This window comes from Pseudomonas sp. Irchel 3H9 (assembly GCF_900187495.1).
Taxonomy (GTDB): domain Bacteria; phylum Pseudomonadota; class Gammaproteobacteria; order Pseudomonadales; family Pseudomonadaceae; genus Aquipseudomonas; species Aquipseudomonas sivasensis.
The window spans coordinates 33,939-58,683 of record NZ_FYDK01000010.1; the positions used below are offsets into that span (position 1 = coordinate 33,939).

The 24,745-nt window shown below is 60.0% G+C and carries 29 protein-coding genes and 1 pseudogene; 17 read left to right on the forward strand and 13 right to left on the reverse strand.

Annotated features, from left to right (window positions below; translation table 11 throughout):
• From CKW32_RS26265 to CKW32_RS26275, 3 genes are all read left to right on the forward strand, one after another.
• Positions 1 to 897, forward strand: coding sequence for a LysR family transcriptional regulator (locus tag CKW32_RS26265; RefSeq protein ID WP_095186365.1), 897 nt, complete (start codon positions 1 to 3; stop codon positions 895 to 897).
• A gap of 103 nt (positions 898 to 1,000) precedes the next feature.
• Complete coding sequence (locus tag CKW32_RS26270) at positions 1,001 to 1,894, forward strand: NAD-dependent epimerase/dehydratase family protein (RefSeq protein WP_032885586.1); 894 nt, start codon at positions 1,001 to 1,003, stop codon at positions 1,892 to 1,894.
• A gap of 193 nt (positions 1,895 to 2,087) precedes the next feature.
• Positions 2,088 to 3,533 (forward strand): SulP family inorganic anion transporter, encoded by a 1,446-nt coding sequence (locus tag CKW32_RS26275; RefSeq protein WP_032885587.1) that lies wholly within the window; start codon positions 2,088 to 2,090, stop codon positions 3,531 to 3,533.
• Between the two features lie 84 nt (positions 3,534 to 3,617).
• Here CKW32_RS26275 and CKW32_RS26280 read toward each other — a convergent pair whose 3' ends face one another.
• Positions 3,618 to 3,998 carry a lysozyme inhibitor LprI family protein gene (locus tag CKW32_RS26280; protein ID WP_032885588.1) on the reverse strand — a complete coding sequence of 127 codons (381 nt, stop codon included), beginning with the start codon at positions 3,996 to 3,998 and terminating at the stop codon, positions 3,618 to 3,620.
• Positions 3,999 to 4,191: 193 nt separating this feature from the next.
• Here CKW32_RS26280 and CKW32_RS26285 point away from each other — a divergent pair, with 193 nt between their 5' ends.
• Genes CKW32_RS26285 through CKW32_RS26300 form a run of 4 tightly spaced genes read left to right on the forward strand, consistent with a single transcriptional unit; the run spans position 4,192 to position 8,331 of the window.
• Positions 4,192 to 5,595: a gluconate:H+ symporter gene (locus tag CKW32_RS26285; protein WP_032885589.1), complete on the forward strand. Its 1,404-nt coding sequence runs from the start codon at positions 4,192 to 4,194 to the stop codon at positions 5,593 to 5,595.
• A 12-nt stretch (positions 5,596 to 5,607) separates the two neighbouring features.
• Entirely contained in the window at positions 5,608 to 6,468 is an 861-nt protein-coding gene (locus CKW32_RS26290; protein ID WP_095186366.1) for a MurR/RpiR family transcriptional regulator, read from the forward strand.
• A 1-nt stretch (position 6,469) separates the two neighbouring features.
• Complete coding sequence (locus tag CKW32_RS26295) at positions 6,470 to 7,933, forward strand: amidohydrolase family protein (RefSeq protein ID WP_095186367.1); 1,464 nt, start codon at positions 6,470 to 6,472, stop codon at positions 7,931 to 7,933.
• Between the two features lie 29 nt (positions 7,934 to 7,962).
• Positions 7,963 to 8,331: a glyoxalase superfamily protein gene (locus CKW32_RS26300; protein WP_032885592.1), complete on the forward strand. Its 369-nt coding sequence runs from the start codon at positions 7,963 to 7,965 to the stop codon at positions 8,329 to 8,331.
• Positions 8,332 to 8,441: 110 nt separating this feature from the next.
• On the opposite strand, the gene CKW32_RS28955 is transcribed toward CKW32_RS26300, so the two are convergent.
• On the reverse strand, positions 8,442 to 9,305 hold the full coding sequence (locus CKW32_RS28955; protein ID WP_371260691.1) for a methyl-accepting chemotaxis protein: 864 nt from the start codon (positions 9,303 to 9,305) through the stop codon (positions 8,442 to 8,444).
• Positions 9,297 to 10,361 (reverse strand): annotated as a pseudogene (locus tag CKW32_RS28960) (methyl-accepting chemotaxis protein); the annotation flags it as partial. The pseudogene CKW32_RS28960 and the gene CKW32_RS28955, both read right to left, overlap by 9 nt.
• 249 nt (positions 10,362 to 10,610) lie before the next feature.
• On the opposite strand from CKW32_RS28960, the gene CKW32_RS26310 reads away from it, so the two are divergent.
• Positions 10,611 to 11,228: an FKBP-type peptidyl-prolyl cis-trans isomerase gene (locus tag CKW32_RS26310; protein ID WP_032885594.1), complete on the forward strand. Its 618-nt coding sequence runs from the start codon at positions 10,611 to 10,613 to the stop codon at positions 11,226 to 11,228.
• 60 nt (positions 11,229 to 11,288) lie between these two features.
• On the opposite strand, the gene CKW32_RS26315 is transcribed toward CKW32_RS26310, so the two are convergent.
• The 3 genes from CKW32_RS26315 to CKW32_RS26325 all read right to left on the reverse strand — a co-directional run bounded on the left by CKW32_RS26315 (position 11,289) and on the right by CKW32_RS26325 (position 13,208).
• Entirely contained in the window at positions 11,289 to 11,546 is a 258-nt protein-coding gene (locus tag CKW32_RS26315) for a hypothetical protein (protein ID WP_003194088.1), read from the reverse strand.
• A 158-nt stretch (positions 11,547 to 11,704) separates the two neighbouring features.
• The gene (locus CKW32_RS26320; RefSeq protein ID WP_003230858.1) at positions 11,705 to 12,046 is read right to left on the reverse strand and encodes a zinc ribbon domain-containing protein YjdM; all 342 of its coding nucleotides are present in this window, start codon (positions 12,044 to 12,046) and stop codon (positions 11,705 to 11,707) included.
• 193 nt (positions 12,047 to 12,239) lie between these two features.
• Entirely contained in the window at positions 12,240 to 13,208 is a 969-nt protein-coding gene (locus CKW32_RS26325; RefSeq protein ID WP_032885595.1) for a polyprenyl synthetase family protein, read from the reverse strand.
• A gap of 239 nt (positions 13,209 to 13,447) precedes the next feature.
• Here CKW32_RS26325 and rplU point away from each other — a divergent pair, with 239 nt between their 5' ends.
• The 7 genes from rplU (at position 13,448) to CKW32_RS26360 (ending at position 19,046) form a co-directional block, all read left to right on the forward strand.
• The gene (gene rplU, locus CKW32_RS26330; RefSeq protein ID WP_003176051.1) at positions 13,448 to 13,762 is read left to right on the forward strand and encodes a 50S ribosomal protein L21; all 315 of its coding nucleotides are present in this window, start codon (positions 13,448 to 13,450) and stop codon (positions 13,760 to 13,762) included.
• Between the two features lie 34 nt (positions 13,763 to 13,796).
• The gene (rpmA, locus tag CKW32_RS26335; RefSeq protein ID WP_003176049.1) at positions 13,797 to 14,054 is read left to right on the forward strand and encodes a 50S ribosomal protein L27; all 258 of its coding nucleotides are present in this window, start codon (positions 13,797 to 13,799) and stop codon (positions 14,052 to 14,054) included.
• 193 nt (positions 14,055 to 14,247) lie between these two features.
• Positions 14,248 to 15,471: an Obg family GTPase CgtA gene (gene cgtA / locus CKW32_RS26340; protein WP_015885843.1), complete on the forward strand. Its 1,224-nt coding sequence runs from the start codon at positions 14,248 to 14,250 to the stop codon at positions 15,469 to 15,471.
• 124 nt (positions 15,472 to 15,595) lie between these two features.
• Entirely contained in the window at positions 15,596 to 16,714 is a 1,119-nt protein-coding gene (gene proB / locus CKW32_RS26345; RefSeq protein WP_026013771.1) for a glutamate 5-kinase, read from the forward strand.
• Positions 16,715 to 16,729: 15 nt separating this feature from the next.
• Positions 16,730 to 17,194 (forward strand): CreA family protein, encoded by a 465-nt coding sequence (locus CKW32_RS26350; protein WP_032885596.1) that lies wholly within the window; start codon positions 16,730 to 16,732, stop codon positions 17,192 to 17,194.
• Between the two features lie 101 nt (positions 17,195 to 17,295).
• Complete coding sequence (locus CKW32_RS26355; protein ID WP_095186369.1) at positions 17,296 to 17,778, forward strand: glutathione peroxidase; 483 nt, start codon at positions 17,296 to 17,298, stop codon at positions 17,776 to 17,778.
• A gap of 164 nt (positions 17,779 to 17,942) precedes the next feature.
• Entirely contained in the window at positions 17,943 to 19,046 is a 1,104-nt protein-coding gene (locus CKW32_RS26360; protein WP_032885598.1) for an NADH:flavin oxidoreductase, read from the forward strand.
• On the opposite strand, the gene CKW32_RS26365 is transcribed toward CKW32_RS26360, so the two are convergent.
• Together CKW32_RS26365 and cysZ are read right to left on the reverse strand one after the other, a co-directional pair.
• Complete coding sequence (locus CKW32_RS26365) at positions 19,015 to 20,217, reverse strand: glycosyltransferase family 1 protein (protein WP_095186370.1); 1,203 nt, start codon at positions 20,215 to 20,217, stop codon at positions 19,015 to 19,017. The genes CKW32_RS26360 and CKW32_RS26365 overlap by 32 nt on opposite strands.
• 54 nt (positions 20,218 to 20,271) lie before the next feature.
• On the reverse strand, positions 20,272 to 21,036 hold the full coding sequence (gene cysZ / locus CKW32_RS26370) for a sulfate transporter CysZ (RefSeq protein ID WP_032885600.1): 765 nt from the start codon (positions 21,034 to 21,036) through the stop codon (positions 20,272 to 20,274).
• Between cysZ and CKW32_RS28365 the strand changes: the two genes are divergently transcribed.
• Complete coding sequence (locus CKW32_RS28365; protein ID WP_163033189.1) at positions 21,035 to 21,175, forward strand: hypothetical protein; 141 nt, start codon at positions 21,035 to 21,037, stop codon at positions 21,173 to 21,175. The genes cysZ and CKW32_RS28365 overlap by 2 nt on opposite strands.
• Before the next feature lie 142 nt (positions 21,176 to 21,317).
• Complete coding sequence (trxB, locus tag CKW32_RS26375) at positions 21,318 to 22,280, forward strand: thioredoxin-disulfide reductase (RefSeq protein ID WP_010206474.1); 963 nt, start codon at positions 21,318 to 21,320, stop codon at positions 22,278 to 22,280.
• A gap of 101 nt (positions 22,281 to 22,381) precedes the next feature.
• Here trxB and CKW32_RS26380 read toward each other — a convergent pair whose 3' ends face one another.
• The 5 genes from CKW32_RS26380 to folM are packed head-to-tail and all read right to left on the reverse strand — an operon-like array spanning position 22,382 to position 24,694.
• Positions 22,382 to 22,723 (reverse strand): HopJ type III effector protein, encoded by a 342-nt coding sequence (locus tag CKW32_RS26380; RefSeq protein WP_032885601.1) that lies wholly within the window; start codon positions 22,721 to 22,723, stop codon positions 22,382 to 22,384.
• Positions 22,716 to 23,012: a DUF1244 domain-containing protein gene (locus CKW32_RS26385; protein ID WP_095186371.1), complete on the reverse strand. Its 297-nt coding sequence runs from the start codon at positions 23,010 to 23,012 to the stop codon at positions 22,716 to 22,718. The genes CKW32_RS26380 and CKW32_RS26385 overlap by 8 nt, the downstream gene beginning before the upstream one ends.
• 16 nt (positions 23,013 to 23,028) lie before the next feature.
• Complete coding sequence (gene folX / locus CKW32_RS26390; RefSeq protein WP_032857710.1) at positions 23,029 to 23,400, reverse strand: dihydroneopterin triphosphate 2'-epimerase; 372 nt, start codon at positions 23,398 to 23,400, stop codon at positions 23,029 to 23,031.
• 2 nt (positions 23,401 to 23,402) lie between these two features.
• Positions 23,403 to 23,963: a GTP cyclohydrolase I FolE gene (gene folE / locus CKW32_RS26395; RefSeq protein ID WP_032885602.1), complete on the reverse strand. Its 561-nt coding sequence runs from the start codon at positions 23,961 to 23,963 to the stop codon at positions 23,403 to 23,405.
• 20 nt (positions 23,964 to 23,983) lie between these two features.
• Positions 23,984 to 24,694: a dihydromonapterin reductase gene (gene folM / locus CKW32_RS26400; protein WP_095186372.1), complete on the reverse strand. Its 711-nt coding sequence runs from the start codon at positions 24,692 to 24,694 to the stop codon at positions 23,984 to 23,986.
• Positions 24,695 to 24,745: the final 51 nt, after the last annotated feature.

Consider the following 24,745-nt stretch of genomic DNA (forward strand, 5'->3'; position numbering starts at 1 on the left):
GTGAAAGCCCGATCCGATGAGCTACAGATCTTCGTCAGCGTCATCGAGTGCGGCTCGATTTCCGCAGCGGCGGAGCAGGTCGGGCAGACGCCGTCGGCGGTCAGCCGTACCTTGTCGCGCCTGGAAGCCAAGCTCGACACCACGCTGATCAACCGCACCACGCGACGCATGGACCTGACCGAAGAGGGCAAGTATTTCTTCGAACAGGCCAAGCTGATCCTGGCGCAGATGGATGAGCTGGAAGAGCGCCTGTCGTCACGTCAGAAGAACCCGGCCGGGCGGCTGCGTATCAACGCGGCCGTGCCGTTTATGCTGCATGGGATCGTGCCGTACATTGCCGAGTTTCGCAGCTTGTACCCGCAGATCCAGTTGGAGTTGAACAGCGATGACCTGATCATCGACCTGCTGGAGCAGAGCACCGACATCGCCATTCGCATCGGCGCCCTGGCCGACTCGACCTTGCATGCGCGTTCCCTCGGTTGTACGCCGCTGCATATCCTGGCCAGCCCTGAATACCTTAAGCAATACGGCGCCCCCACCACGGTGGCCGAGTTGGCTGACCACACGTTGCTCGGCTTCAGTCAGACCGAAACCCTCAACCACTGGCCGCTGCGCCATGTGGAGGGTGACCGCTGGCTGATTCAGCCGAGCATCGCTGCCTCCAGCGGCGAAACCCTGCGCCAGTTGGCGCTGGAGGGGCAGGGTATTTGTTGCCTGTCGAACTTCATGACCAGCGCCGACATCGACGCCGGCCGCCTGGTGCCGGTGTTGGAAGCCTTCAACAGCGGTTATCGCCAGCCGATCCACGCGGTCTTCTACCGTAACTCGCAGTTGGCGTTGCGCATCCAGTGCTTCCTGGACTTTATCCAGGCCAAACTGGCGCGGTATGCCTGCTGATTCGTGACTGCCACGCAAGATTGAATTGGGCGTCAGGGGCTTATTCGGTAAGGGTGGGGCCGGGATACTGGGCCTATCACTTACCCAGTCAGGAGAAACCTCCATGAACGTATTCGTTACCGGCGCCGCAGGTTTTATCGGCGGTTCGATTGCCACCGGCCTGGTCAAGGCCGGCCATCACGTCACCGGCCTGGTACGCAGCGCCGAGCAAGCGGCTGAGCTGACGGCCCTGGGCATCGCTCCGGTGATCGGCAGCCTCGATGACGCTGCCGTGCTTACCGAGCAAGCGCACAAGGCCGATGCGGTGATCAACGCCGCCAGCAGCGACCATCGTGCTGCGGTAGAAACGCTGTTGACCGCCTTGCAGGGATCAAACAAGCCGTTCCTGCACACCAGCGGTTCGAGCATCGTGGGCGATGCGTCGGGCGGTAAGGCCAGCGACGTGATCTATTTCGAAGACAACCTGCCGGAGCCGACCGTCGACAAGGCCGCGCGTGTGGCCATCGACAACCTGATCCTGGCTGCTGCCCAGGACGGCGTGAATTCGGCGGTGATCTGCAACACCCTGATCTACGGCCATAGCCTGGGCGTACAGCGTGACAGCGTGCAACTGCCGCGCTTGCTCAAGCAGGCGCGCAAGAGTGGGGTGGTGCGCCATGTGGGCACAGGGCAGAACATCTGGTCCAACGTGCACATCGAAGACGTGGTTGCGTTGTACCTGCTGGCGCTGACGAAGAACGTACCGGGCACGTTCTACTTTGTGGAAAGCAGCGAAGCGGCGTTTGTCGACATGACCACGGCCATCGCTGACGCGCTGAAGCTGGGCAAGCCGCAGGACTGGCCATTGGCCGAGGCTGAAGCCGAGTGGGGTTATGAAATGGCCAACTACGGCCTGGGTTCGAACAGCCGGGTGCGCGGCAAGCACGCCCGCGAACTGCTGGGCTGGGCACCAAAGCGCACGTCGGTGGTTGAGTGGATTCGTCACGAAATGGTGTGATGTTCGCTTGAGACCGAGTCGGCCATCGGGAGCAAGCCACCTCCCACATTAGAATGCGTTCCAAAACTGGAACACGGCCAAGTGTGGGAGGGGGCTTGCCCCCGATGGCGACCACTCGGTCTTCCAGACTAGCCCCACCCCGCTCATTTCCGTACCATTCCCCGCCTTATCCCCCGCAACTCCCTGGTACCTCATGAACCTCACCCGACTGCGCGCCGATGCCCTGGCCGGCCTCACCACGTCTTTCGCGCTGCTGCCCGAATGCATCGCCTTTGCTCTGGTGGCTCACCTTAATCCGCTGATGGGCCTATACGGCGCCTTTATCATCTGCACCCTGACGGCCTTGTTCGGCGGTCGGCCCGGTATGGTCTCCGGCGCGGCGGGCTCGATGGCGGTGGTGATCGTCGCGTTGGTGGTGCAGCACGGCGTGGAATATTTGCTGGCAACGGTGCTGCTGGGCGGGTTGATCATGGTCGCCTTCGGCCTGCTGCGCCTGGGCAAGCTGGTGCGCATGGTGCCGCATTCGGTGATGCTCGGGTTCGTCAACGGCCTGGCGATCATCATTGCCCTGGCGCAGTTGGAGCATTTCAAGAGCGGTGAAACCTGGCTCAGCGGCACGCCGTTGTATGTGATGACCGGGCTGGTGGCGGCGACCATGGCCATTGTCTACCTGCTGCCGCGCCTCACCCGCGCGGTACCGCCGGCCTTGGTGGCGATCCTCGGCGTGGGCCTGGCGGTGTACCTGCTCGGTCTGCCAACCCGCACCCTCGGCGACATGGCCCACATCGCCGGTGGCCTGCCGACCTTCGCGTTGCCACAGATCCCCTGGACCCTGGAAACCCTCGGCATCATCGCGCCCTACGCTTTCTTGATGGCCATGGTCGGCCTGCTGGAAACCCTGCTGACCCTGAACCTTACCGACGAAATCACCGAAACCCGCGGCTATCCTGATCGCGAAAGCGTGGCGTTGGGTGCGGCGAATATGGTCTCGGGCCTCTTCGGCGGCATGGGCGGTTGCGCGATGATCGGGCAAACCGTGATCAACCTCAGCTCCGGCGGACGTGGGCGCTTCTCCGGGGTGTTTGCCGGGGTGATGATTCTGTTGTTCATTCTTTTTCTGTCACCGCTGATTGAGCGGATCCCGCTGGCGGCGCTGGTGGGGGTGATGTTCGTGGTGTCCCAGCAGACCTTCGCCTGGGCGTCGCTGCGGGTGATCAACAAAGTGCCGCTCAATGATGTGCTGGTGATTATTGCGGTGACGGTGATCACGGTATTTACCGACCTGGCCACTGCCGTGCTGTGCGGTATCGTGATCGCCGCGCTCAACTTCGCTTGGCAACAGGCCCGTGAGTTGTACGCGGATGAGCATCTGGAAGCCGACGGTAGCAAGCTCTATCGCCTGCACGGCACGTTGTTCTTTGCCTCGACCACGCCGTTTTTAAACCAGTTCGACCCGTCCAATGACCCGGATCAGGTGACGCTGGATTGTCGTCACCTGAGCTTTGTCGACTACTCAGCGATTGCCGCGCTGATGACCTTGCGCGAGCGCTACACCAAGGCCGGCAAGCATCTGCGGGTGTTGCATTTGTCTGAGCGCTGCAAGAAGTTGCTCAAGCGTGCGCGGGTGCATCACGACTAATTGAGCCTCTTTGGCGAGGGCGCTTACTACCAAGATTTGCGGCCGCTGCGCAGCCTAACGGGAGTAAGCGCCCTCGCCACCACATCACGGCCCGACCAGGTCTTCCAATTCCTGGGCGCGGGTCTGGGTCATGTCCAGCACGCAGCCGGAACCGTTGACTTGGTCGATGGTGCCGCCGGTGGCGGAGCCGGCGAAGGCGCAATTGGCGTCACGGTATTTGATCCACAGGCGCTGCAGGTCCTGCAGTTGCTGCTGGCGCGTGCCTTCCAGGGCGGCGATGGCGGTCTTGTAGGCTTTGTTCAGGCGCGTGTCTTGCACCTTGGTTTCCTTGACGTTGCAGCTGACCATATCGGCAGTGGTGTTGGCGCCGTCCATGCATTTTTTCAGCGCCGGGTTGTCGGCAGCGGCGGCAGTGCCGCATACGGCGAGAAGCAGGACGCCGGCGGCGAATGTGGTGCGAATCATGCTCGATTTTCCTGGCAACAGTGGGTGTGCATTCTATGACTCAGCCCGCTGGGCTGAGTTTCCGGTCTTCTCTGATCTTCATGTAAGAACAGCCCCCCAATTTTCATACGCAGGTGTAGGGCATGTCCCAACGCGACAGCGCTTGTCTGTGGGCGAAACTTACTTTCATAAAATTTGAAAATGCTCCTCGGTAATGATTTATGAGTTTCACAACCAATTCGACGTGACCCTTTCCGAGGAGTACCGCATGGCCGCATCACCGGGCTTCGGGCTGTTGGCATACGCTGCCATCGCCATCATTGCTTTGATCGTGCTGATTGCACGTTACCGACTCAACCCGTTTATCGTCATCACCCTGGTATCCATAGGCCTGGCGCTGATGGCCGGGATGCCAGCGGACACCATCATGGGCTCCTACGAGGCGGGTGTTGGCAAGACCCTTGGGCATATCGCGCTCGTTGTGGCGCTGGGCACCATGCTCGGCAAGATGATGGCCGAGTCCGGTGGCGCCGAGCAGGTGGCGCGCACGCTGATCAATCGTTTTGGCGAGCGCAACGCCCATTGGGCGATGGTGTGCATTGCCTTTCTGGTGGGGTTGCCGCTGTTTTTCGAGGTGGGTTTTGTGTTGCTGGTGCCCATCGCCTTTACCGTCGCCCGACGCGTAGGCGTGTCGATTTTGATGGTCGGCTTGCCGATGGTCGCCGGTTTGTCGGTGGTACACGCGCTGGTGCCGCCGCATCCGGCGGCGATGATGGCCGTGCTGGCGTATAACGCGTCGGTGGGGCAGACGGTGCTGTATGCGATTCTGATCGGTATCCCCACGGCGATCATTGCAGGGCCCGTCTACGCCAAGTTCATCGTGCCGCACATCCACCTGCCGGCAGAAAACCCGCTGGAACGCCAATTTATCGAGCGTGAACCGCGCACCCGTTTGCCGAGTTTTGCCCTGACCATGGGCACCATCCTGTTGCCGGTGGTGCTGATGATGATCGGCGGATGGGCCAACGTAATCTCTACGCCGGGGACCGGTTTCAACCAGTTCCTCTTGTTTATCGGCAACTCGGTCATCGCGTTGCTGGTGGCGACCTTGGTGAGCTTCTGGACCTTGGGGCTGGCCCAAGGCTTCAACCGCGAATCGATCCTCAAGTTCACCAACGAATGCCTGGCGCCGACGGCCAGCATCACCTTGCTGGTCGGGGCGGGCGGCGGTTTGAATCGCATCCTGGTGGACGCTGGGGTGACCAATGAAATTCTCGGCCTTGCCAATGCGTTCCAACTGTCGCCCCTGGTGATGGGCTGGCTGTTCGCGGCGTTGATGCGCATTGCGACCGGCTCGGCCACGGTGGCCATGACGACGGCGTCCGGCGTGGTCGCGCCCGTCGCCATGGGGTTGGGTTATCCACACCCTGAATTACTGGTGCTGGCCACCGGTGCGGGCTCGGTGATCTTTTCCCACGTGAATGACGGCGGCTTCTGGCTGATCAAGGAATACTTCAATATGACGGTAATCCAGACCTTCAAGACCTGGACCGTATTGGAGACTCTGATCTCTGTGGTTGCCTTCGGTCTGACTTACGGCCTGTCCTGTATTTTGTAACCCGGAGCCCCCATGGACATCCTCTACCAGATCCGCGCCCGCCAGGCTTCTTTCAGCGCCGGCGAAGGACGTATCGCCAAGCTGATGCTCGATGATGTGGGTTTTGCGGCGTCAGCCAGCCTGGATGAGTTGTCCCAACGGGCTGAAGTCAGTACGGCGACCTTGTCGCGTTTTGCACGCAGCGTCGGTTGCCGCGATCTACGCGATTTGCGCCTGCAACTGGCCCAAGCCAGCGGCGTCGGCAGCCGTTTCCTGGACCCGGCGGGGTTGCCCGAACAGTCGGCGTTTCACCGGCAGATTCTCGGTGATATCGAGGCGACGTTGCGTCAGCACTTGTCGGGGTTCAACCAGGCGAGTTTCGCCGATGCGGTCAGCCTGCTGAGCAAGGCCCGGATGATCCACGCGTTCGGCATGGGCGGCCCGTCGAGTCTGTGCAGCGACGAGTTACAGGTGCGTCTTGTCCGCCTGGGCTACCCGATTGCCGCTTGCCATGACCCGGTGATGATGCGCGTCACGGCCGCCACCTTGGGGCCGGAACATGCGCTGATCGTCTGTTCGCTGACCGGTATTACGCCGGAACTGCTGGACGTGGTGGACCTGGCGCGCAACTACGACGCCCGCATCATCGCCATCACCTTGGCCGATTCCCCCCTGGCGCGATTGGCGGATGTCCTGTTGCCGCTGCAACCAGCCGAAACCAGCTTTATCTACAAACCCACCGCAGCGCGCTACGGCCTGCTGCTGGCCATCGACCTGCTCGCTACCGAGTTGGCGCTGGTCCTGCCGGACGACAACCAGGAACGCCTGCGCCGGATCAAACTGGCCCTGGACGATTATCGCGGCGGCCCCGATAGCTTGCCGCTTGGAGACTGATATGAAGTACGACACGCTGATTCGCCACGCGCTGATCATCGATGGCAGCAACACACCCGGTTATGTCGCGGATGTTGGGCTGCGCGATGGGCGTATCGAGACAATCGGTGATCTGTCTGCTGCGACGGCCGAGCATGAAATCGACGCCACCGGCCGCGTGTTGGCGCCGGGGTTTATCGATGTCCATACCCACGACGACACCGTTGTTATCCGTCATCCGCAGATGCTGCCCAAGCTCAGTCAGGGCGTGACCACGGTGATTGTCGGCAACTGTGGCATCAGCGCTTCGCCGGTGAGTTTGCGCAACGACCCGCCGGACCCGATGAACCTGCTGGGCAGCGCTGCGGCGTTTGTATATCCCCGTTTCAGCGACTATCGCAGCGCCGTTGAAAGCGCCCATCCAGCGCTCAACGTCGCGGCATTGATCGGCCACACGGCGCTGCGCAGCAACCACATGGACGATCTGCATCGCACCGCCACACCGGATGAAATCACCGCCATGCGCGTGCAGTTACAAGAGAGTCTTGAAGCCGGCGCCCTCGGTTTATCCACAGGCCTGGCCTACGCCAGCGCATTCAATGCCGAGACCGATGAAGTGCTGCAACTGAGTGAAGAACTCACGGCCTACGGCGCCGTGTACACCACCCATCTACGCAGCGAATTCGAGCCAGTGCTGGAGGCGATGGACGAAGCTTTTCTGATCGGCCGGCACGCCAAGGTGCCGGTGATTATTTCCCACCTCAAATGCGCCGGGGCGGGTAACTGGGGGCGCAGTCCGCAGCTGCTGGCCGCTCTGGAGCAGGCGGCGAAAACCCATCCGGTGGGATGTGACTGTTATCCCTACGCAGCCAGTTCTTCGACTCTGGATTTGAAGCAAGTGACCGATGCGTTTCGCATCACCATTACGTGGTCCACGCCCCATCCGGACATGGGCGGGCGAGATTTGCAGGACATTGCTGGCGAATGGGACGTCTCCTTGATGGACGCCGCCCGCCGTCTGCAGCCTGCGGGTGCGGTGTACTACGGAATGGATGAAGCGGATGTACGACGCATCCTCGCGCATCCATTGTCGATGGTGGGGTCGGATGGCTTGCCTGAAGATCCGTTTCCCCATCCACGCTTGTGGGGCGCGTTCCCACGGGTCTTGGGGCATTTCAGCCGGGATATCGGGTTGTTCCCGTTGCATACCGCCGTGCACAAGATGACCGGCTTGTCGGCGGCGCGTTTCGGCCTGGTCGAGCGGGGTGAAATTCGCGAAGGGCACTGGGCGGACCTGGTGTTGTTCGACCCGTTGCGGGTGCGGGATGTGGCGGATTTCAAAAATCCAGAGCAGGCGGCAGAGGGCATTGATGGTGTGTGGGTCAATGGCGTGCTGAGCTACAGCGATGGACAGGCCAATGGTCAGCGCCCAGGACGATTCCTGGCTCGCCAGGGAGATTTGCGTCGGGGGTTCAGCGCTCTATAGTGGGCGATCTCAAAAACGGAGCGGTTGCCATGCACTTAGGAAAAGTCACCCCTATCCTGCGGATTTTCGACGAGACCAAGGCGTTGGAATTCTATGTGGAGTTCCTTGGGTTCAAGGTTGATTGGCAGCATCGTTTCGAGGCGAATTACCCGCTGTACCTTCAAGTATCCTTGGGCGAGTGCGTGCTGCATCTGTCCGAGCATCATGGCGACGCTTCGCCGGGCGCGGCGGTGCGGATTCAGGCGCAAGGGGTAGATGCCTACCAGCAGCAATTGCAGGCTAAGGATTACCGTTATGCCAAGCCCAGCGTTGAAGAAACGCCTTGGGGATCGCGGGAGATGAGCATCAAGGATCCATTTGGGAATCGTGTGGTGTTTGTTGAGGAAGGCGAGGGCTGAGAGGCCAATCGCAGGCAATAAAAAAACCGCCTTAGTAGGGCGGTTTTTTATTGCAGCCCCAGCTTTTGGCTGGGGCTGCATCTGTGGCGGGTCAGGTATCGCAGCGATTCTTAAACCCGGAAATGGCTGACCATCTGCTGCAACTGGCTGCCCAAACGTGCCAGTTCCACACTCGATTTGGCCGTCTCGTCACTGGCGGTGGCGGTCTGTTCCGACACGTCACGTACATTGACGATGCTGCGGCTTATCTCTTCGGCCACGGCGCTTTGTTGCTCGGCGGCGGCGGCGATCTGCTGGTTCATCGACTGGATGTTCGACACCGTACGGGTGATGTTTTCCAGGGATACACCGGCCTTGCGCGTCAGCTCCACGCTGCTGTCGGTGAGGCTGCGGCTGTTGTTCATCACATTGGCCACTTGCTGGGTGCCGTTCTGCAAACCGGCGACCAGACCTTCGATTTCTTCGGTGGATTTTTGCGTGCGTTGGGCCAGGCCGCGCACTTCGTCGGCGACCACGGCAAACCCGCGACCGGCTTCACCGGCGCGTGCTGCTTCGATGGCGGCGTTGAGGGCCAGCAGGTTAGTTTGTTCGGCCACGGCTTTGATCACGTCCATCACGCTGCCGATCTTGTTGCTCTCTTGTTGCAGATGGCTCATGGCGTCGGTGGAACGCGCCACTTCGGCGGCCAGGCGTTCGATCTGGGCAATGGCTTCGGCCACCACTTTGTCGCCTGCACGGGCTTGGCCGTCGGCATCGGCAGCGGCCAGGGAAGCCTGTTCGGCGTTGCGCGCGACTTCCTGCACGGTAGCGGTCATTTCATGCATCGCGGTGGCGACTTGATCGGTCTCGATCTTCTGGCTGTTCACGCCGGCACTGGTCTGCTCGGTCACGGCCGATAGTTCTTCGGCGGCGCTGGCGATCTGGGTCACGCCGTCACGAATACCGCTGATCAATTCACGCAAGGTGGTGCCCATGCGCTGGATGCCTTGTTGCAGCACGCCCAGCTCATCACGGCGGGTGACCTGGATGTTGTGGCTCAAATCGCCGGAGGCAATGCGTTCAACCACGGCCAGGGTTTCCTGGATCGGGCGAGTGATCTGGCGGGTGATGACCAGCGCGGCAATGATGCCAACCAGCAGGGCCAGCAAGGTGCTGATCAATTGCAGGCTACGGGCCTGGGCGCTTTCGGCGTCGCGGCGATCCAACTGGATCTCGTAGAGCTTGTCGCTGATGTTGACGATATCAGTGCCTTGGGTGGTCATTTCTGCGCGAGCAGCAACGATATTGGCGTTGGCCACCTTGTAGTTCTGGACAGCCGTGCGGTAGGCGCCAAGAGCGGTTTCCAGCGCGGTCAGCGCGCTTTGCTGGCTGGCGCCAAAGGCGGCACTGAGGTCTTTCAAGCTGGCAATGGCTTTGTCGATCTGTGCGGCAGCGCGGGCTTCGGTATCCGGGCTGACGTTGCCGGTGTAGCCGCGCACTTCGTAGCGGGCCAGTTGGAATTGCATCTTGGCGTCGGCCACGGCCTGGAACTGAGCAAAGTGCTCCGCGCTGTCAGGCATCTGCTTCACGCTGGCTTCCAGCGCGTCGATCTGGGCGTTGGCGCTGTCGGCCTTGTCGCCCATCACTTGGCGAGAGGCATTGCCGTTACGGTAAGCCTCGCGCATTTTGTTCAGGGATTGCTGGTAGGCGGTAATGACCGATTTCTGCTCATTGAGCAGCTTGAGGTTTTCCGGGCTCTTGAAGCTGTCCAGCAGTTTCTGTTGCTGGGCAACGAAGGCATCGAGGCTGGTCTGCACGTTCTGCGCCACGGCTTCGTCACCGTTGGCCAGCATGTATTGAAGGCGCACGATGCGCAGTTTGGTCAGCGACGCGTTGAGCTGGGTGATGTCGCTCATCCAGTTGCTGCGGTCGATCAGGCCGCCCAGGCTGGTCCAGCCAGTGAGTGCCAGGATCGAGGTGAGGACAAGCACCAGGCCGAAGCCCAGGCCCAGTTTGAGGTTGACGCTGATGTTACCGAACCAGCTGTTCATCGAATGCTCCGCAAGAGTGATGTCTGTTTGCTGGACGGTGTTGTTATTTGAGCCAGCCAAGGTGTAGCGCTGTATCGGCGGCGGGATGTGAATCTGAAGGGCGTTTTATTTCAAGTGGCGACGAAGGGTCGTCAGCGGTGTGCAGAACCACTGAGGGCTCATCAAGGGGCGGTCTTGTGTGCTAGTCTGCGGGCCCTTTTAGTTTTGGGCAGCGCGGGAAATCGCGTTGTCCTGCAGCGGAGCCTCTTCATGTCCGAAGTTAATCTGTCCACCGACGAAACCCGCGTCAGCTACGGTATCGGCCGTCAGTTGGGCGACCAACTGCGCGACAACCCGCCACCGGGTGTGAGCCTGGACGCAATCCTGGCTGGCCTGACCGACGCGTTCGCAGGTTCGCCAAGCCGCGTTGACCAAGAGCAAATGGCTGCCAGCTTCAAGGTGATCCGTGAAGTCATGCAAGCCGAAGCCGCCGCCAAGGCTGAAGCCGCTGCTGGCGCTGGTCTGGCCTTCCTGGCTGAAAACGCCAAGCGTGATGGCATCACCACCCTGGCTTCCGGCCTGCAATTTGAAGTGCTGACTGCCGGTGAAGGCGCCAAGCCGACCCGTGAAGACCAAGTCCGTACCCACTACCACGGCACCTTGATCGACGGCACTGTGTTCGACAGCTCCTACGAGCGTGGCCAGCCAGCAGAATTCCCGGTTGGTGGCGTGATTGCCGGTTGGACCGAAGCCCTGCAACTGATGAATGCTGGCAGCAAATGGCGCCTGTACGTGCCGAGCGAACTGGCTTACGGCGCTCAAGGCGTTGGCAGCATTCCGCCGCACAGCGTTCTGGTATTCGACGTCGAGCTGCTCGACGTTCTGTAAGACCTGCTGATTACCTGTGGGAGCGAGCCTGCTCGCTCCCACAGTGTTTTAGGGGGGGGCTCATGGATGAAACTTGCCATTGAGCTCCGTCGCCGGGCGCAACGCTCGGGCATAGCAAAACAGAAACAGATTACGCACCACCTCTTTCAGCACACCGGGTTCACTTGAACTCAGGCCATTGACGTCCAGGTCGCCCTGGTCCTGCAATTCATTCAACGCTTCTTCTTCCAGTACCGCACAGACTTCGCCGGTTTCCCGATGCAGTATCCGCAGGTAAGGGTGTGGGCGGTCCAGCCAGGCATCTATCAAATAAGTCATGGTGCATCTCCTTGATCGGTTTCAATGAGAATAATTCTTATTCGTAGAATAGCAAGCGTCTATTGGCGGTTTCTTGGTTTTTCTGTGTGGATATTGAGGCAGGTCAGGGGGAGGGCAAAACGCCATCCCGCGGCTGGCGCGGGATGGATACAGCAGATTCAGACTTTGCGAACGAACTCGGATTTAAGCTTCATCGGGCCGATGCCGTCGATCTTGCAATCGATATCGTGGTCGCCATCGCACAGGCGGATGTTCTTGACCTTGGTACCGACCTTGACGACCAGAGACGTGCCTTTGACCTTGAGGTCCTTGATCACTGTGATGGTGTCGCCGTCCTGCAGGACGTTGCCCACAGAGTCTTTCTTCACGGTTTCATCGCCGGCCACTTCGGCCTCGCCATTGGCGGACCACTCATGGGCGCATTCCGGGCAGATCAGCTGGGCGCCGTCTTCGTAGGTGTATTCGGAATTGCATTTCGGGCAGGGTGGCAACGTGCTCACTAAAGCTCCTTAAAGGTCAGGATGGCTAAAAGTCGCACATTATATAGGGTTTTGTGGTGTTGCAGGCTCTATGAAATCCAAATGTGAGAGGGGCTTGCTCCCGATAGCGGTGGATCAGCCAGTCATATATCGACTGGACACCGTCATCGGGGGCAAGCCCCCTCCCACATTGGTCTGTGTCTGCAGGTATGGCTTAGTGCGTACGAGCGACTGCAAACTCACTCAGCTCAACCAGGGCGTCCCGGTATTCGCTGGCAGGCAGGGCTTCCAGGCACTTGATCGCACGGGCCACGTAGTCACGCGCCAGTTGTGCGGTGTAGTCCAGGGAGCCCGAAGCTTCCACGGCTGCGCGGATGCTTTCGAGGTCTTCTATGCCGCCTTTCTGAATCGCCTTGCGCACCAAAGCTGCCTGTTCTGGCGTGCCTTCGCGCATGGTGTAGATCAGCGGCAAGGTCGGCTTGCCCTCGGCCAGATCGTCGCCGACGTTCTTGCCCAGTGTCTCGGCATCGCCACGGTAGTCGAGCAGGTCGTCTACCAGTTGGAACGCCACGCCCAGATGGTCGCCAAAGGTGCGTAGGGCTTCGGCCTGTTCGGCGGTCGCGCCACACAATGCCGCGGCGCTGTGGGTGGAGGCTTCAAAGAGCATCGCGGTCTTGCCGCGAATCACTTCCATGTAGGTTTCTTCGGTGGTGCTGGCGTCGCGGACCTTCGACAGCTGCAACACTTCGCCTTCAGCGATGATGCGCGTGGCCTGGGACAGGATCTTCATCACCGGCATCGAGCCCAGTTCGACCATCATTTCGAACGAGCGCGAATACAGGAAGTCGCCGACAAGCACACTTGGTGCGTTACCCCACATCGCATTGGCGGTCTCGCGGCCACGGCGCATGCCGGACATGTCGACCACGTCGTCATGCAATAGGGTGGCGGTGTGCAGGAACTCGATGGTGGCGGCCAGCAGGCGCAGGTCATCGCCTTCGCGGCCCAGGGCCTTGCCGCACAGCAACACTAATAAAGGACGCAGGCGCTTACCGCCCGCCGACGTAATATAGTCGCCAATTTTGGAGACCAGCGGCACTTTAGACGTCAGCTGCTGCTTGATGATGCCGTCGACGGCGCTAAAATCGTCCGCGACCGCGCGGTAGAAAGCTTGGGGTTGCATCAGCGACAGTCGCTCCAGAAGGGTTGCGCGGCATGCTAGGACCCTGACCCCGTAGTGTCAAGGCGCGATGGACGGCCACTTGCAACCCCCATTTACCTTGCGTACAATCGCGCACCCTGAACTTCCTGGGCAGCACCTGCCTTACGCAATTGCATTCGGGACGTCCATCCCATGCAGCCATGCCAGCCAATACCTCTTCTTATAAAGCGCTGGGTGAGCAGGATTATCGGAGAAATACCATGTCGTACGCAGTAATTGTTACTGGTGGCAAGCAATACAAGGTCGCCCCAGGTGAATACCTGAAGATCGAAAAACTGGAAATCGCTACCGGCGAATCCGTTACTTTTGATCGCGTTCTGTTGGTCGCCAATGGCGATGACGTGAACATCGGCGCTCCAGTTGTTGCTGGCGCTACCGTTGTGGCTGAAGTGATCTCCCAAGGTCGTCACGATAAAGTCCGCATCATCAAGTTCCGTCGTCGTAAGCACCACATGAAGCGTATGGGCCACCGCCAGTGGTACACCGAGATCAAAATCACCGGTATTCAGGCTTAATTTCAGCCTAATTCCTCACTAGGAGAATTGACTCATGGCACACAAAAAAGCTGGTGGTAGTACCCGTAACGGTCGCGACTCAGAAGCCAAACGCCTTGGCGTTAAGATGTATGGCGGCCAGAAAATCATTCCGGGCAACATCATCGTGCGTCAGCGCGGCACCCAATTCCACGCCGGTTACGGTGTAGGCATGGGCAAAGATCACACCCTCTTCGCGAAAATCGAAGGCGTGATCAAGTTTGAAGTAAAAGGCGCGTTCAACCGCCGTTACGTGAGCGTTGTCGCAGCTTAATTGCGAAATCGCTGGAAAAGCCCTGTCTCGCGACGGGGCTTTTTCGTTTGTGGGGTGAGTCTCTTGCAAAGCTGTTTGTGATGGGCTCCGGCGCTGGATTTGCGGTCGCTGATTGAGGTCGCTGCGCTCATTTTTGCAAGAGTCTTATGTCTTGGTTTCTTAAGCTCGTCCATGCGGCGAGAGGCGTTTTGTTATGAAGTTCGTTGATGAAGTATCCATCCGAGTAAAAGCAGGCGACGGCGGTAACGGTTGCATGAGTTTCCGTCGCGAAAAATTCATCGAAAACGGTGGCCCCAACGGCGGTGACGGCGGTGACGGCGGTTCCATCTACATGATGGCCGACGAAAACCTCAACACCCTGGTCGACTACCGTTACACCCGGCACTTTGATGCCGAGCGTGGCTCCAACGGCGGCAGTACCGACTGCACCGGTAAAAAAGGCGAAGACCTGGTACTGCGCGTACCGGTTGGCACCACGATCATCGATTCCGCGACCCAGGAAGTGATCGGCGACCTGACCAAGGCCGGCCAGAAACTGATGGTTGTGCAGGGTGGCTGGCACGGTCTGGGTAACACCCGATTCAAGTCCAGTACCAACCGTGCGCCGCGCCAGACCACGCCGGGCAAGCCTGGCGAGCAGCGTGACCTCAAGCTGGAAATGAAAGTACTGGCAGACGTGGGTCTGCTGGGCTTGCCGAACGCAGGCAAAAGTACCTTCATCCGCTCGGTATCGGCCGCCAAGCCGAAAGTCGCTGACTACCCGTTCACTACCCTGGTGCCAAACCTGGGTGTGGTCAGCGTTGACCGCTGGAAAAGCTTCGTGATCGCCGACATTCCAGGCCTGATCGAAGGGGCTTCCGACGGCGCAGGCCTGGGGATTCGCTTCCTCAAGCATTTGTCCCGCACCCGTTTGCTGCTGCACCTCGTTGACATGGCGCCATTGGATGACACCAGTGCACCAGACGCCGCCGAAGTGATCGTCAGCGAGCTGACCAAGTTCAGCCCGGCCCTGGCCGAGCGTGATCGTTGGTTGGTGCTGAACAAGTGCGACCAGATCCTCGAGGAAGAGCACGAGGAGCGCGTCAAGGAAATCGTTGATCGCCTGGAATGGACGGGTCCGGTCTACGTGATCTCGGCCATCGCCAAAGAAGGCACCGAGCGCCTGACCCGCGACATCATGCGCTACCTCGAAGACCGTGCTGACCGCCTGGCGGCCGACCCGGTGTTCAAGGCCGAACTCGCCGAACTCGACCAGCAGATCGAAGACGAAGCCCGTGCCCAGCTGCAAGCTCTGGACGACCAGCGTGCCCTGCGCCGCAGCGGCGTGAAGTCGGTCCACGACATCGGCGACGACGATTGGGACGAAGAAGACGTGGATGATGAAGACGGTCCAGAAATCATTTACGTGCGCGACTGATTCGTTGCAGTAAACTTAAGCGCCGCTCACATGAGCGGCGTTTTGGTATCTGGGTATTACGTAGCCACGAATAACGTTATGGGCAGCGCTGGGTCGCGCGGCCCTCTATCTAAGGTTGAAGATGATGCGGAGCAAAGTGACAGGTGCGCAGCGTTGGGTCGTAAAGATCGGAAGTGCGCTGCTGACGGCGGATGGCAAAGGCCTGGATCGCGCAGCAATGAGCGTCTGGGTGGAGCAGATGGTGGCCTTGCATGAGGCTGGTGTCGAGTTGGTGCTGGTGTCGTCCGGGGCGGTTGCCGCCGGGATGAGCCGTCTCGGCTGGACCGCGCGACCCAGCGCGATGCACGAACTGCAAGCCGCTGCCGCCATCGGCCAGATGGGCCTGGTGCAAGCCTGGGAGTCCAGCTTCGCCGAGCACGGCCGCCACACGGCGCAGATCCTGCTGACTCACGACGACCTGTCCGACCGCAAGCGCTACCTCAACGCCCGCAGTACTTTGCGCGCCTTGGTGGAGCTCAAGGTGATCCCGGTGATCAACGAGAACGACACCGTGGTCACTGACGAAATCCGTTTCGGCGACAACGACACCCTGGCCGCACTGGTAGCCAACCTGGTGGAAGCCGACTTGCTGGTGATCCTCACTGATCGCGACGGCATGTTCGACGCCGATCCGCGCAACAACCCCGATGCGCAGCTTATTTATGAAGCCCGCGCCGATGACCCGGCGCTGGACGCCGTGGCCGGTAGTGTCGGCGGTGCCCTGGGCCGTGGCGGCATGCAGACCAAGCTGCGGGCTGCGCGTCTGGCTGCACGCTCCGGTGCCCACACCATTATCGTCGGTGGGCGCCTGGAGCGCGTGTTGGACCGCCTCAAGGCTGGCGAACGCATCGGCACGTTGCTGTCGCCGGAACGCGGCATGCTGGCGGCGCGCAAGCAGTGGCTGGCTGGGCATCTGCAAACCCGTGGCACTCTGGTGCTGGACGACGGCGCGGTATCGGCACTGTCCCAGGGCAACAAGAGCCTGCTGCCGGTGGGCGTCAAGCTGGTACAGGGCAGCTTCCGCCGCGGCGAAATGGTGGTGTGCGTAGCGCCCGACGGTCGTGAGATCGCCCGTGGCCTGGCCAATTACAGTGCCCTGGAAGCACAGAAAATTATTGGACAATCGTCTGACGCGATTGTCGGACTATTAGGTTACATGGCCGAACCTGAACTGGTTCACCGCGACAACCTGATCCTGGTCTAACCAAAGGAATATACGATGCGTTTAGTGAAGTTTGCGTTGGGCCTGCTGTTGCTGACGCCGTTGCTGGCAAGCGCCGAAGAGGTTGGCCAGGTGTCGACGGTGTTTAAATTCGTCGGCCCCAACGACCGAATTGTCGTCGAAGCGTTTGACGACCCCAAGGTCGACGGCGTGACCTGCTACTTGTCCCGCGCCAAGACCGGTGGCGTCAAAGGCGGCCTGGGCCTGGCCGAAGATCGCGCTGAAGCATCGATTGCCTGCCGTCAGGTCGGCCCGATCCGCTTCAAGGGCGAACTGAAGGACGGCGACGAAGTGTTCAAGGAACGCACCTCGCTGGTGTTCAAAACCATGCAAGTGGTGCGTTTCCTCGACAAAAAGCGCAACACCTTGGTGTACCTGGTCTACAGCGACCGCCTGATCGAAGGCAGCCCGCAGAACGCCGTGACCGCAATTCCGATTTTGCCGTGGCCGACCGCTCAGTAATCCGCAGGCGGGTTTTGTAATCGGCGTCTATGATTGCAGGCTTGCGGGTTGTAACCTCAAGGCGCCGCTTTGCTAAGAACATGGGATATCTGGAGTTCGTCATGAGTGCTTTCCACGACCTGAAACTCAAAGCTTTGGACGGACAAGAGTTGCCACTGGCGCCCTTCAAGGGGCAAGTAGTGCTGGTGGTCAATGTAGCCTCCAAATGTGGCCTGACCCCGCAATATGCGGCGTTGGAAAACCTCTATCAGCAGTACAAGGGCCAAGGGTTTACTGTGCTGGGCCTGCCGTGCAACCAGTTTGCCGGCCAGGAACCGGGCACTGAGGAAGAAATCCGCGAGTTCTGCAGCCTGAACTACGGCGTGACCTTTCCCTTGGGCAGCAAGCTCGATGTCAATGGCCCTGAGCGTCACCAGCTCTACCGGTTGCTGGCGGGTGAGGGGGCCGAATTTCCCGGCGATATCACCTGGAATTTTGAGAAGTTCCTGCTGGGTAAAGATGGTAGGGTCCTTGCTCGATTCTCACCGCGTACCCCGCCAGAAGACCCTTCGATCGTCCAGGCCATCGAAAAAGCCTTGAGCTAAATCACTTCTCTTGTGGTGAGCGGACCTTTCCCGCTATGGGCTGCGTAGCAGCCCAAATACCCCACCGCTTTTACCCCTTAATCACCAAAATCAATAGTGCTACCGGGCGCGTTGCACTCCTCATATTATCCGCATCATAAACCCAGTCTCCCGTGGAGTGCTCCATGCCCGTCCAAGCCTTGTTCAAACCCTTCCAGCTCGGTGCACTGCAACTGTCGACCCGCGTGGTCATGGCGCCGATGACCCGCTCGTTTTCTCCGGGTGGTGTACCTAATTCCAACGTCATCGAATACTACCGTCGCCGTGCGGCCGCTGGCGTGGGCTTGATCATCACTGAAGGCACCGTGGTCGGTCACCAGGCCTCTAACGGCTACCCGAATGTCCCGCATTTCTACGGTGAAGCGGCCCTGGCCGGGTGGAAGAAAGTGGTCGATGCCGTGCACGCCGAAGGCGGCAAGATTGTCCCTCAGTTGTGGCATGTCGGCAGCGTGCGCCGTATCGGCACTGAGCCTGATGCCAGCGTGCCGGCCTATGGTCCGATGGAGAAACTCAAGGACGGCAACGTGGTGGTCCACGGCATGACCGCCCAGGACATCAAGGACGTGATCAACGCTTTCGCCCAAGCCGCCAAAGACGCTCAAAGCATCGGCATGGACGGCGTGGAAATCCATGGCGCCCACGGTTATCTGGTCGATCAGTTCTTCTGGGAAGGCAGCAACCAGCGCACCGACGAGTACGGCGGTAGCCTGGCCAACCGCTCGCGTTTTGCCATCGAGCTGATCCAGGCTACGCGCGCCGCTGTCGGCCCGAACTTCCCGATCATCTTCCGTTTCTCTCAGTGGAAGCAGCAGGACTACACCGCGCGTCTGGTACAAACCCCTGAGGCGTTGGGTGAATTCCTCAAGCCGCTGTCCGACGCCGGCGTGGATATTTTCCACTGCTCAACCCGACGTTTCTGGGAACCGGAATTTGAAGGTTCCGACCTCAATCTGGCCGGCTGGGCGCGCCAACTCACCGGCAAACCGACTATCACCGTGGGCAGTGTCGGCCTGGATGGCGAGTTCCTGCAGTTTATGGTCAACACCGACAAAGTCGCGCAGCCGGCCAGCCTGGAAAAACTGCTTGAGCGCCTGAACAACGACGAGTTTGATCTGGTTGCCGTAGGTCGTGCGTTGTTGGTTGACCCGGATTGGGCTGTGAAGGTGCGTGAAGGACGTGAGGGTGACATCCTGCCATTCAGTCGTGAGGCGTTGACGACTCTGGTGTAAGTGGCGTCAGGGCGGGCTCCAGGTGCCCGTCCTCGCACACACCGCGCAACTGGCGTTCGAACTGCTCGATAATCGCTGGCCAACCCTGGCGACTGGCATGTTGGCGAGCATTCAGGCGGGCCCTGCGCAACGTTTCGCGTTCTTCCAGCAGCCAGATGGCTGCATCGCAAAACGCCTCTTCATCCCCCGGCATCGCCAGTGCGCCGCTATAGCCGTGCCGCAGGTGCTGGCTTGCGGCTGCCTGGTCGTACGCCACCACACCAAGGCCTGAGGCCATGGCTTCCAGCACTACATTGCCGAAGGTCTCCGTCAGGCTGGGAAACAGAAACAGGTCTCCCGACGCGTAATGCCGTGCCAACTCTTCACCGCGTTGGGTGCCGCAGAATATTGCTTCGGGCAGGTCGTGTTCCAGCAGCGCACGTTGCGGGCCGTCCCCGACGACAATCAGCTTCATTGGGCGGGATGGGTACGTTTTCTGTAGCGCATCAAAGCAGCGCTTGAGCAGCCCGAGGTTTTTCTCCTGGGCCAGGCGGCCAACGTGCAGCACAGCGATATCGTCGTTCTCTAAACCCCAGCTTTCACGCAGTGCATTGTCACGCTTGGTCGGGTGGAATAACTGGCTGTCGACACCCCGCGACAACATTCCCAAACGCTCGAAATGCCGACGCTCCAACTCCAGGCGTTGGCTGGCGCTGGGCACCAGGGTCAACGTCGAACGGTTGTGAAACCAGCGCAGGTAATGCGTGACCATTCGGCTGAGCAGGCTCAAGCCGTACTGGTTCGAATACTGTTGGAAATTGGTGTGAAAGCCGCTGACCACACTGATGCCCAGGCGCCGTGCTGCACGCAGTGCTGACAAGCCCAGCGGGCCTTCAGTGGCGATGTAGAGCACGTCCGGGCGTTGGCGTGTCCAGCGGCGCAGCAACTTGTGCATCGACGACTGACCCCACTGCAGGCCCGGATAACCCGGCAGTGGCCAGCCGCGGCACAGCAGGAGTTCGTCGTCGCTGAGCCGGCTCTGATCGACGCCTTGGCGTGGGCGTACCAGTTCGACTTGATGGCCGCGCGCGCGCAAACCCTCGCACAGGCGACCAAGGGTATTGGCCACCCCGTTGATCTCTGGCGGGAAGGTTTCGGTGATGAGGGTGATATGAAGCGAGGCTGTCGTCATGACCCACAGTGTCCGTGTGGGCCATGTCGCCATTGTGTCATCCAGATGATGGATTTATGACTTGGTGACCTTGGGGTTCGCCATCGCCTCGGCGCCTTGCTCGCGCACCCAGAACAAGGTAGCGCCAGCCACCGCCGCAGGCATCATCAGCAGGTTGACCACCGGCACCAGCAATACCAGATAGACGATGCCGCCGAAACTCATGCTCTGCCAGCGCTTCTGCCGCAGCCAGGCAAGCATTTCGTTCCAGCCCAGTTTGTGGTTGTCTGCCGGGTAGTCGATGTATTGGATTGCCATCATCCACACGCCAAACAGCAGCCACAGCGGCGCGGCGATCAGGTTGACCACGGGAATAAACGAAAGGATAAACAGGCCGATCGCCCGTGGCAGGAAGTAGCCGAGCTTGCGCATTTCTCGGGCCAGGGTGCGGGGGACCATGGCGATCAACTCGCCCCAACTGAAGGCCGGGAAGTCATCGGTACCGCGCACCACCACTTCTACCTTCTCTGAGAGAAAGCCATTGAACGGCGCCGCGATGATATTGGCGAGCATGGTGAAGGTGAAAAACACCATCAGCACCACCAACACGACAAAGAGCGGCCATAGCAGGTAATTCAAAAAGCTCAGCCAACTCGGCAGCGTCGGCATTAAGTGCTCGACCCACAAGCTGAACTGGTGGCCGGCGAAGTAAATCAATCCGACGAACAGCACCAGGTTGATCATCAGCGGCAGCAGCACAAACAGGCGTAGGCCAGGGCTCAACACCAGTTTGAGGCCTTCACGCAGGTATTGCGGGCCGGAAAGAACAGGGGCAGGCATGGAGAACTCCGAGCAGGATGACGAACGCGCCGACCTTACCGACTTTGTATCCGAGGCGAAAGCGGCGACATCAACAGTAACAAACGCCTCGATTAGCTGGGCTGACAGCATAGAGACCGCCTATGAGCTGGATTGTTAAACCGTATTTCCTTAATCTTGCCCCCCTCTATACGCTGCACCCATTATTTTTAGGATCTGCGAGTTAAAGCCTTCCCCAAGTGCTTCGCAGTCCTTTTTTATTCCAGCCGCCTTGTAGTCCGGGCGGTCGATAGGAGTGAGTCATGTCTGATACCCGTCATTCGCGAGTGATTATTCTCGGTTCCGGCCCTGCCGGTTACAGCGCTGCTGTCTATGCTGCCCGGGCCAACCTCAAGCCGCTGCTGATCACCGGCATGCAGGCGGGCGGTCAGTTGACCACCACCACGGAAGTCGACAACTGGCCTGGCGACGTCCACGGCCTGACCGGCCCGGTGCTGATGGAGCGTATGAAAGAACACGCCGAGCGCTTTGAAACCGAGATCGTTTTTGATCACATCAACCAAGTCGACTTCTCGAAAAAGCCTTACAGCCTGACCGGCGACAGCGGCGTCTACACCTGTGACGCGCTGATCATCGCCACTGGCGCCAGCGCCCGTTACCTGGGCCTGCCATCGGAAGAAGCGTTCATGGGCAAGGGCGTTTCCGCCTGCGCGACCTGCGACGGTTTCTTCTACCGCAACAAGCCGGTCGCTGTAGTCGGCGGCGGTAACACTGCCGTTGAAGAGGCGCTGTACCTGGCCAACATCGCCAGCACCGTGACCCTGGTTCACCGCCGCGAGACTTTCCGCGCCGAGAAGATCCTGATCGACAAGCTGCACGCCCGTGTCGCTGAAGGCAAGATCATCCTCAAGCTCAACGCCACCCTGGACGAAGTCCTGGGCGACAACATGGGCGTGACCGGTGCGCGCCTGAAAAACAACGACGGCAGCTTCGACGAGCTGAAAGTCGACGGCGTGTTCATCGCCATCGGCCACACTCCGAACACGTCGTTGTTCGAAGGCGTGCTGGAAGCCAAAGACGGTTATCTGGTGGTGCAGGGCGGCCGTGAAGGCAATGCGACTGCCACCAATATCGAAGGCATCTTTGCTGCCGGTGATGTGGCTGACCACGTGTACCGCCAGGCCATTACCTCGGCTGGTGCCGGTTGCATGGCAGCACTGGATGCCGAGCGTTACCTCGACGGTTTGAAGGACGCTTCGTTCTAAATCGTTGGAATAAAAAAACCGGCTGCGAGGCCGGTTTTTTTATGAGTGCAATTTAAATGTGGGAGGCCAAGTTCCCTCCCACATTTTGATCCGCGTCTGACTCAGGATTTGCGGGTCAGGGGCTGCGCGGTGAATTTCACACCGGCCAACCCATGGGCAATCAACGCCCGAATATTGCCGTGGTCGCTGCCCTCAGGCGTCGCCACCACCGAGCGGTAATGCTCACCAAACGCCAGCAGCGCTTCTTGGTCGCTCAAGCCTTCCAGCACCGCCAAACCCAAGGTCTTGCACGACCCTTCATTCTGCCCGGCCGCGTTTTCCACGGTGCCGTTGGTGAAGGCCTGCGGTTGGTAATCGTAACCGGCCGCGACAAATGCCAGGGTGTCGGCAAAGACGTGTTCGCCGCTGTTGAGGCTGGCGCGCAGGGTGTTCAAATCAGTCATGGGTTTTTCCTTTGGCGAACGCTGCCTGTTGGTCAGCGCTGGCTTCTTTCTGGTATTGGGCTTTCCACTCGGCGTACGGCATGCCGTACACCACTTCACGAGCGTCATCGAGGCTCAGCTCGATCTGACGCTCGTCGGCCTCGGCCTTGTACCACTTGCACAGGCAGTTACGGCAGAAACCGGAGAGGTTCATCAGGTCGATATTCTGTACATCCTTGCGGCTGTCCAGATGTGCTACCAGCCGGCGAAAAGCGGCGGCTTCGAGTTCGAGGCGTTGTTGATCGTTCATAGGGTCCACTTCAATGTCAGCGGCTGGCCGCCAGGGTAATCGAAACCGATTCGGCAAAGCGCAGCGCATGGGGCTTATCCACTTCAACCTCGGCGTACAGCACCGATTCATTGCTCATCACCAGGTCCAGCAATTCCTGGGTCAGGCGTTCCAGCAGCGCGAAGCGGTTGCCTTCCACGTGGGCGATGATCGCCTTGGTGATGGTGCGGTAGTTCAACGCGTGGTCAATATCGTTGTCACGCACGGCGTCCTGGGCTGCATACAGGATGGTCAGGTTGATCAGCACATCCTGCTTGTTGAGGATTTCGTCCTCATTGATACCGATGAAGGTACGCAGACACAGGTCCTTGACCCGGATGCGCGCCATGCCTGGTTGAAGTTGTGGCATTGCTACTTGCTCCGTCCAATCAGTTGCAGGAACTCCATGCGCGTGGTGTTCGACTCGCGGAACGCGCCGAGCATCACCGAGGTGTTCATGGTTGAATTCTGTTTTTCCACGCCGCGCATCATCATGCACATGTGCTTGGCTTCGATCACCACCGCCACGCCGGCGGCCTGGGTCACGTCCTGGATCGCGTCGGCGATCTGCCGCGTGAGGTTTTCCTGGATCTGCAGGCGCCGGGCGAACATGTCGACAATACGCGCCAGTTTCGACAGGCCGAGCACCTTGCCGGTCGGAATATAGGCCACGTGGGCCTTGCCGATAAAGGGCAGCAGGTGATGTTCGCACAGCGAATACAGCTCGATGTCCTTGAGGATCACCATCTCGTCGTTGTCGGAGGCGAACAGTGCACCGTTGACGATTTCTTCGAGGTTCTGCTCATAGCCATGACACAGGTACTGCATGGCCTTGGCGGCGCGCTTGGGGGTGTCGAGCAAGCCTTCGCGTTCCGGGTCTTCGCCCAGGTTCTTGAGGATCTCGCGGTAATGGTGGGGCAGGGATAAGGTCATACAACATCCTCACAAACGGCTTACTTGATATGCCGCCCGCCGTTGACGGTCAGGGTGGTACCGGTGACATAGGGGTTGTCCAGCAGGTAGCGCACGCTCTGGTAAATCACCTCGGGTCCGGGCTCGATGCCCAGGGCTGATTTGGCCAACACCCGAGTGCGATAGGCCGCGTCGTCGTCTTCGTTGAACATCACCATCGCCGGGGCGATGCCGTTGACTTTGATCAGCGGCGCGAACTGCGCGGCAAACGACAGCGTAAGGCTGTCGAGCCCGGCCTTGGTGGCGCAGTAGGCGATGTGCTGGCGGCTGCCCTTGCGCACCACGTCATCGCTGATATGCACGATATCGGCAGGTGAAGAGCGTTTCAGCAAGGTCGAACAATGCAGGTTGATCAGGTACGGCGCAAGCATGTGTACGCTGAACATATCGGTAAACGCGCGGCTTTCATCGCCCGGCGTTTCCGCGACCCAGGCCGAGGCGTTGTGGATGATCGCGCGCAGGCTTTGGGTGTGGGTACTCAGTTCAGCGATAAACGCCAGGATCCCAGCTTCGTTGGAGAAGTCGGCAAACACACCGATCGCGCCACGCTCGCGCAGGGCCTGCACGCCGGGGCGTTCGCTGCGGTAGCTGAAAATCACCGGTTGGCCCTCGTCCAGCAGGCGCTGGGCGCAATGCAGGCCGACACGTTGGCCGGCGCCGGTGATCAGGATCGGGGCGTTCTTTGCAGTCATGGGAGGCTCGCGTCGCTGGCAGGCGCAAATCATACCAGCGCCGGGTCGCCC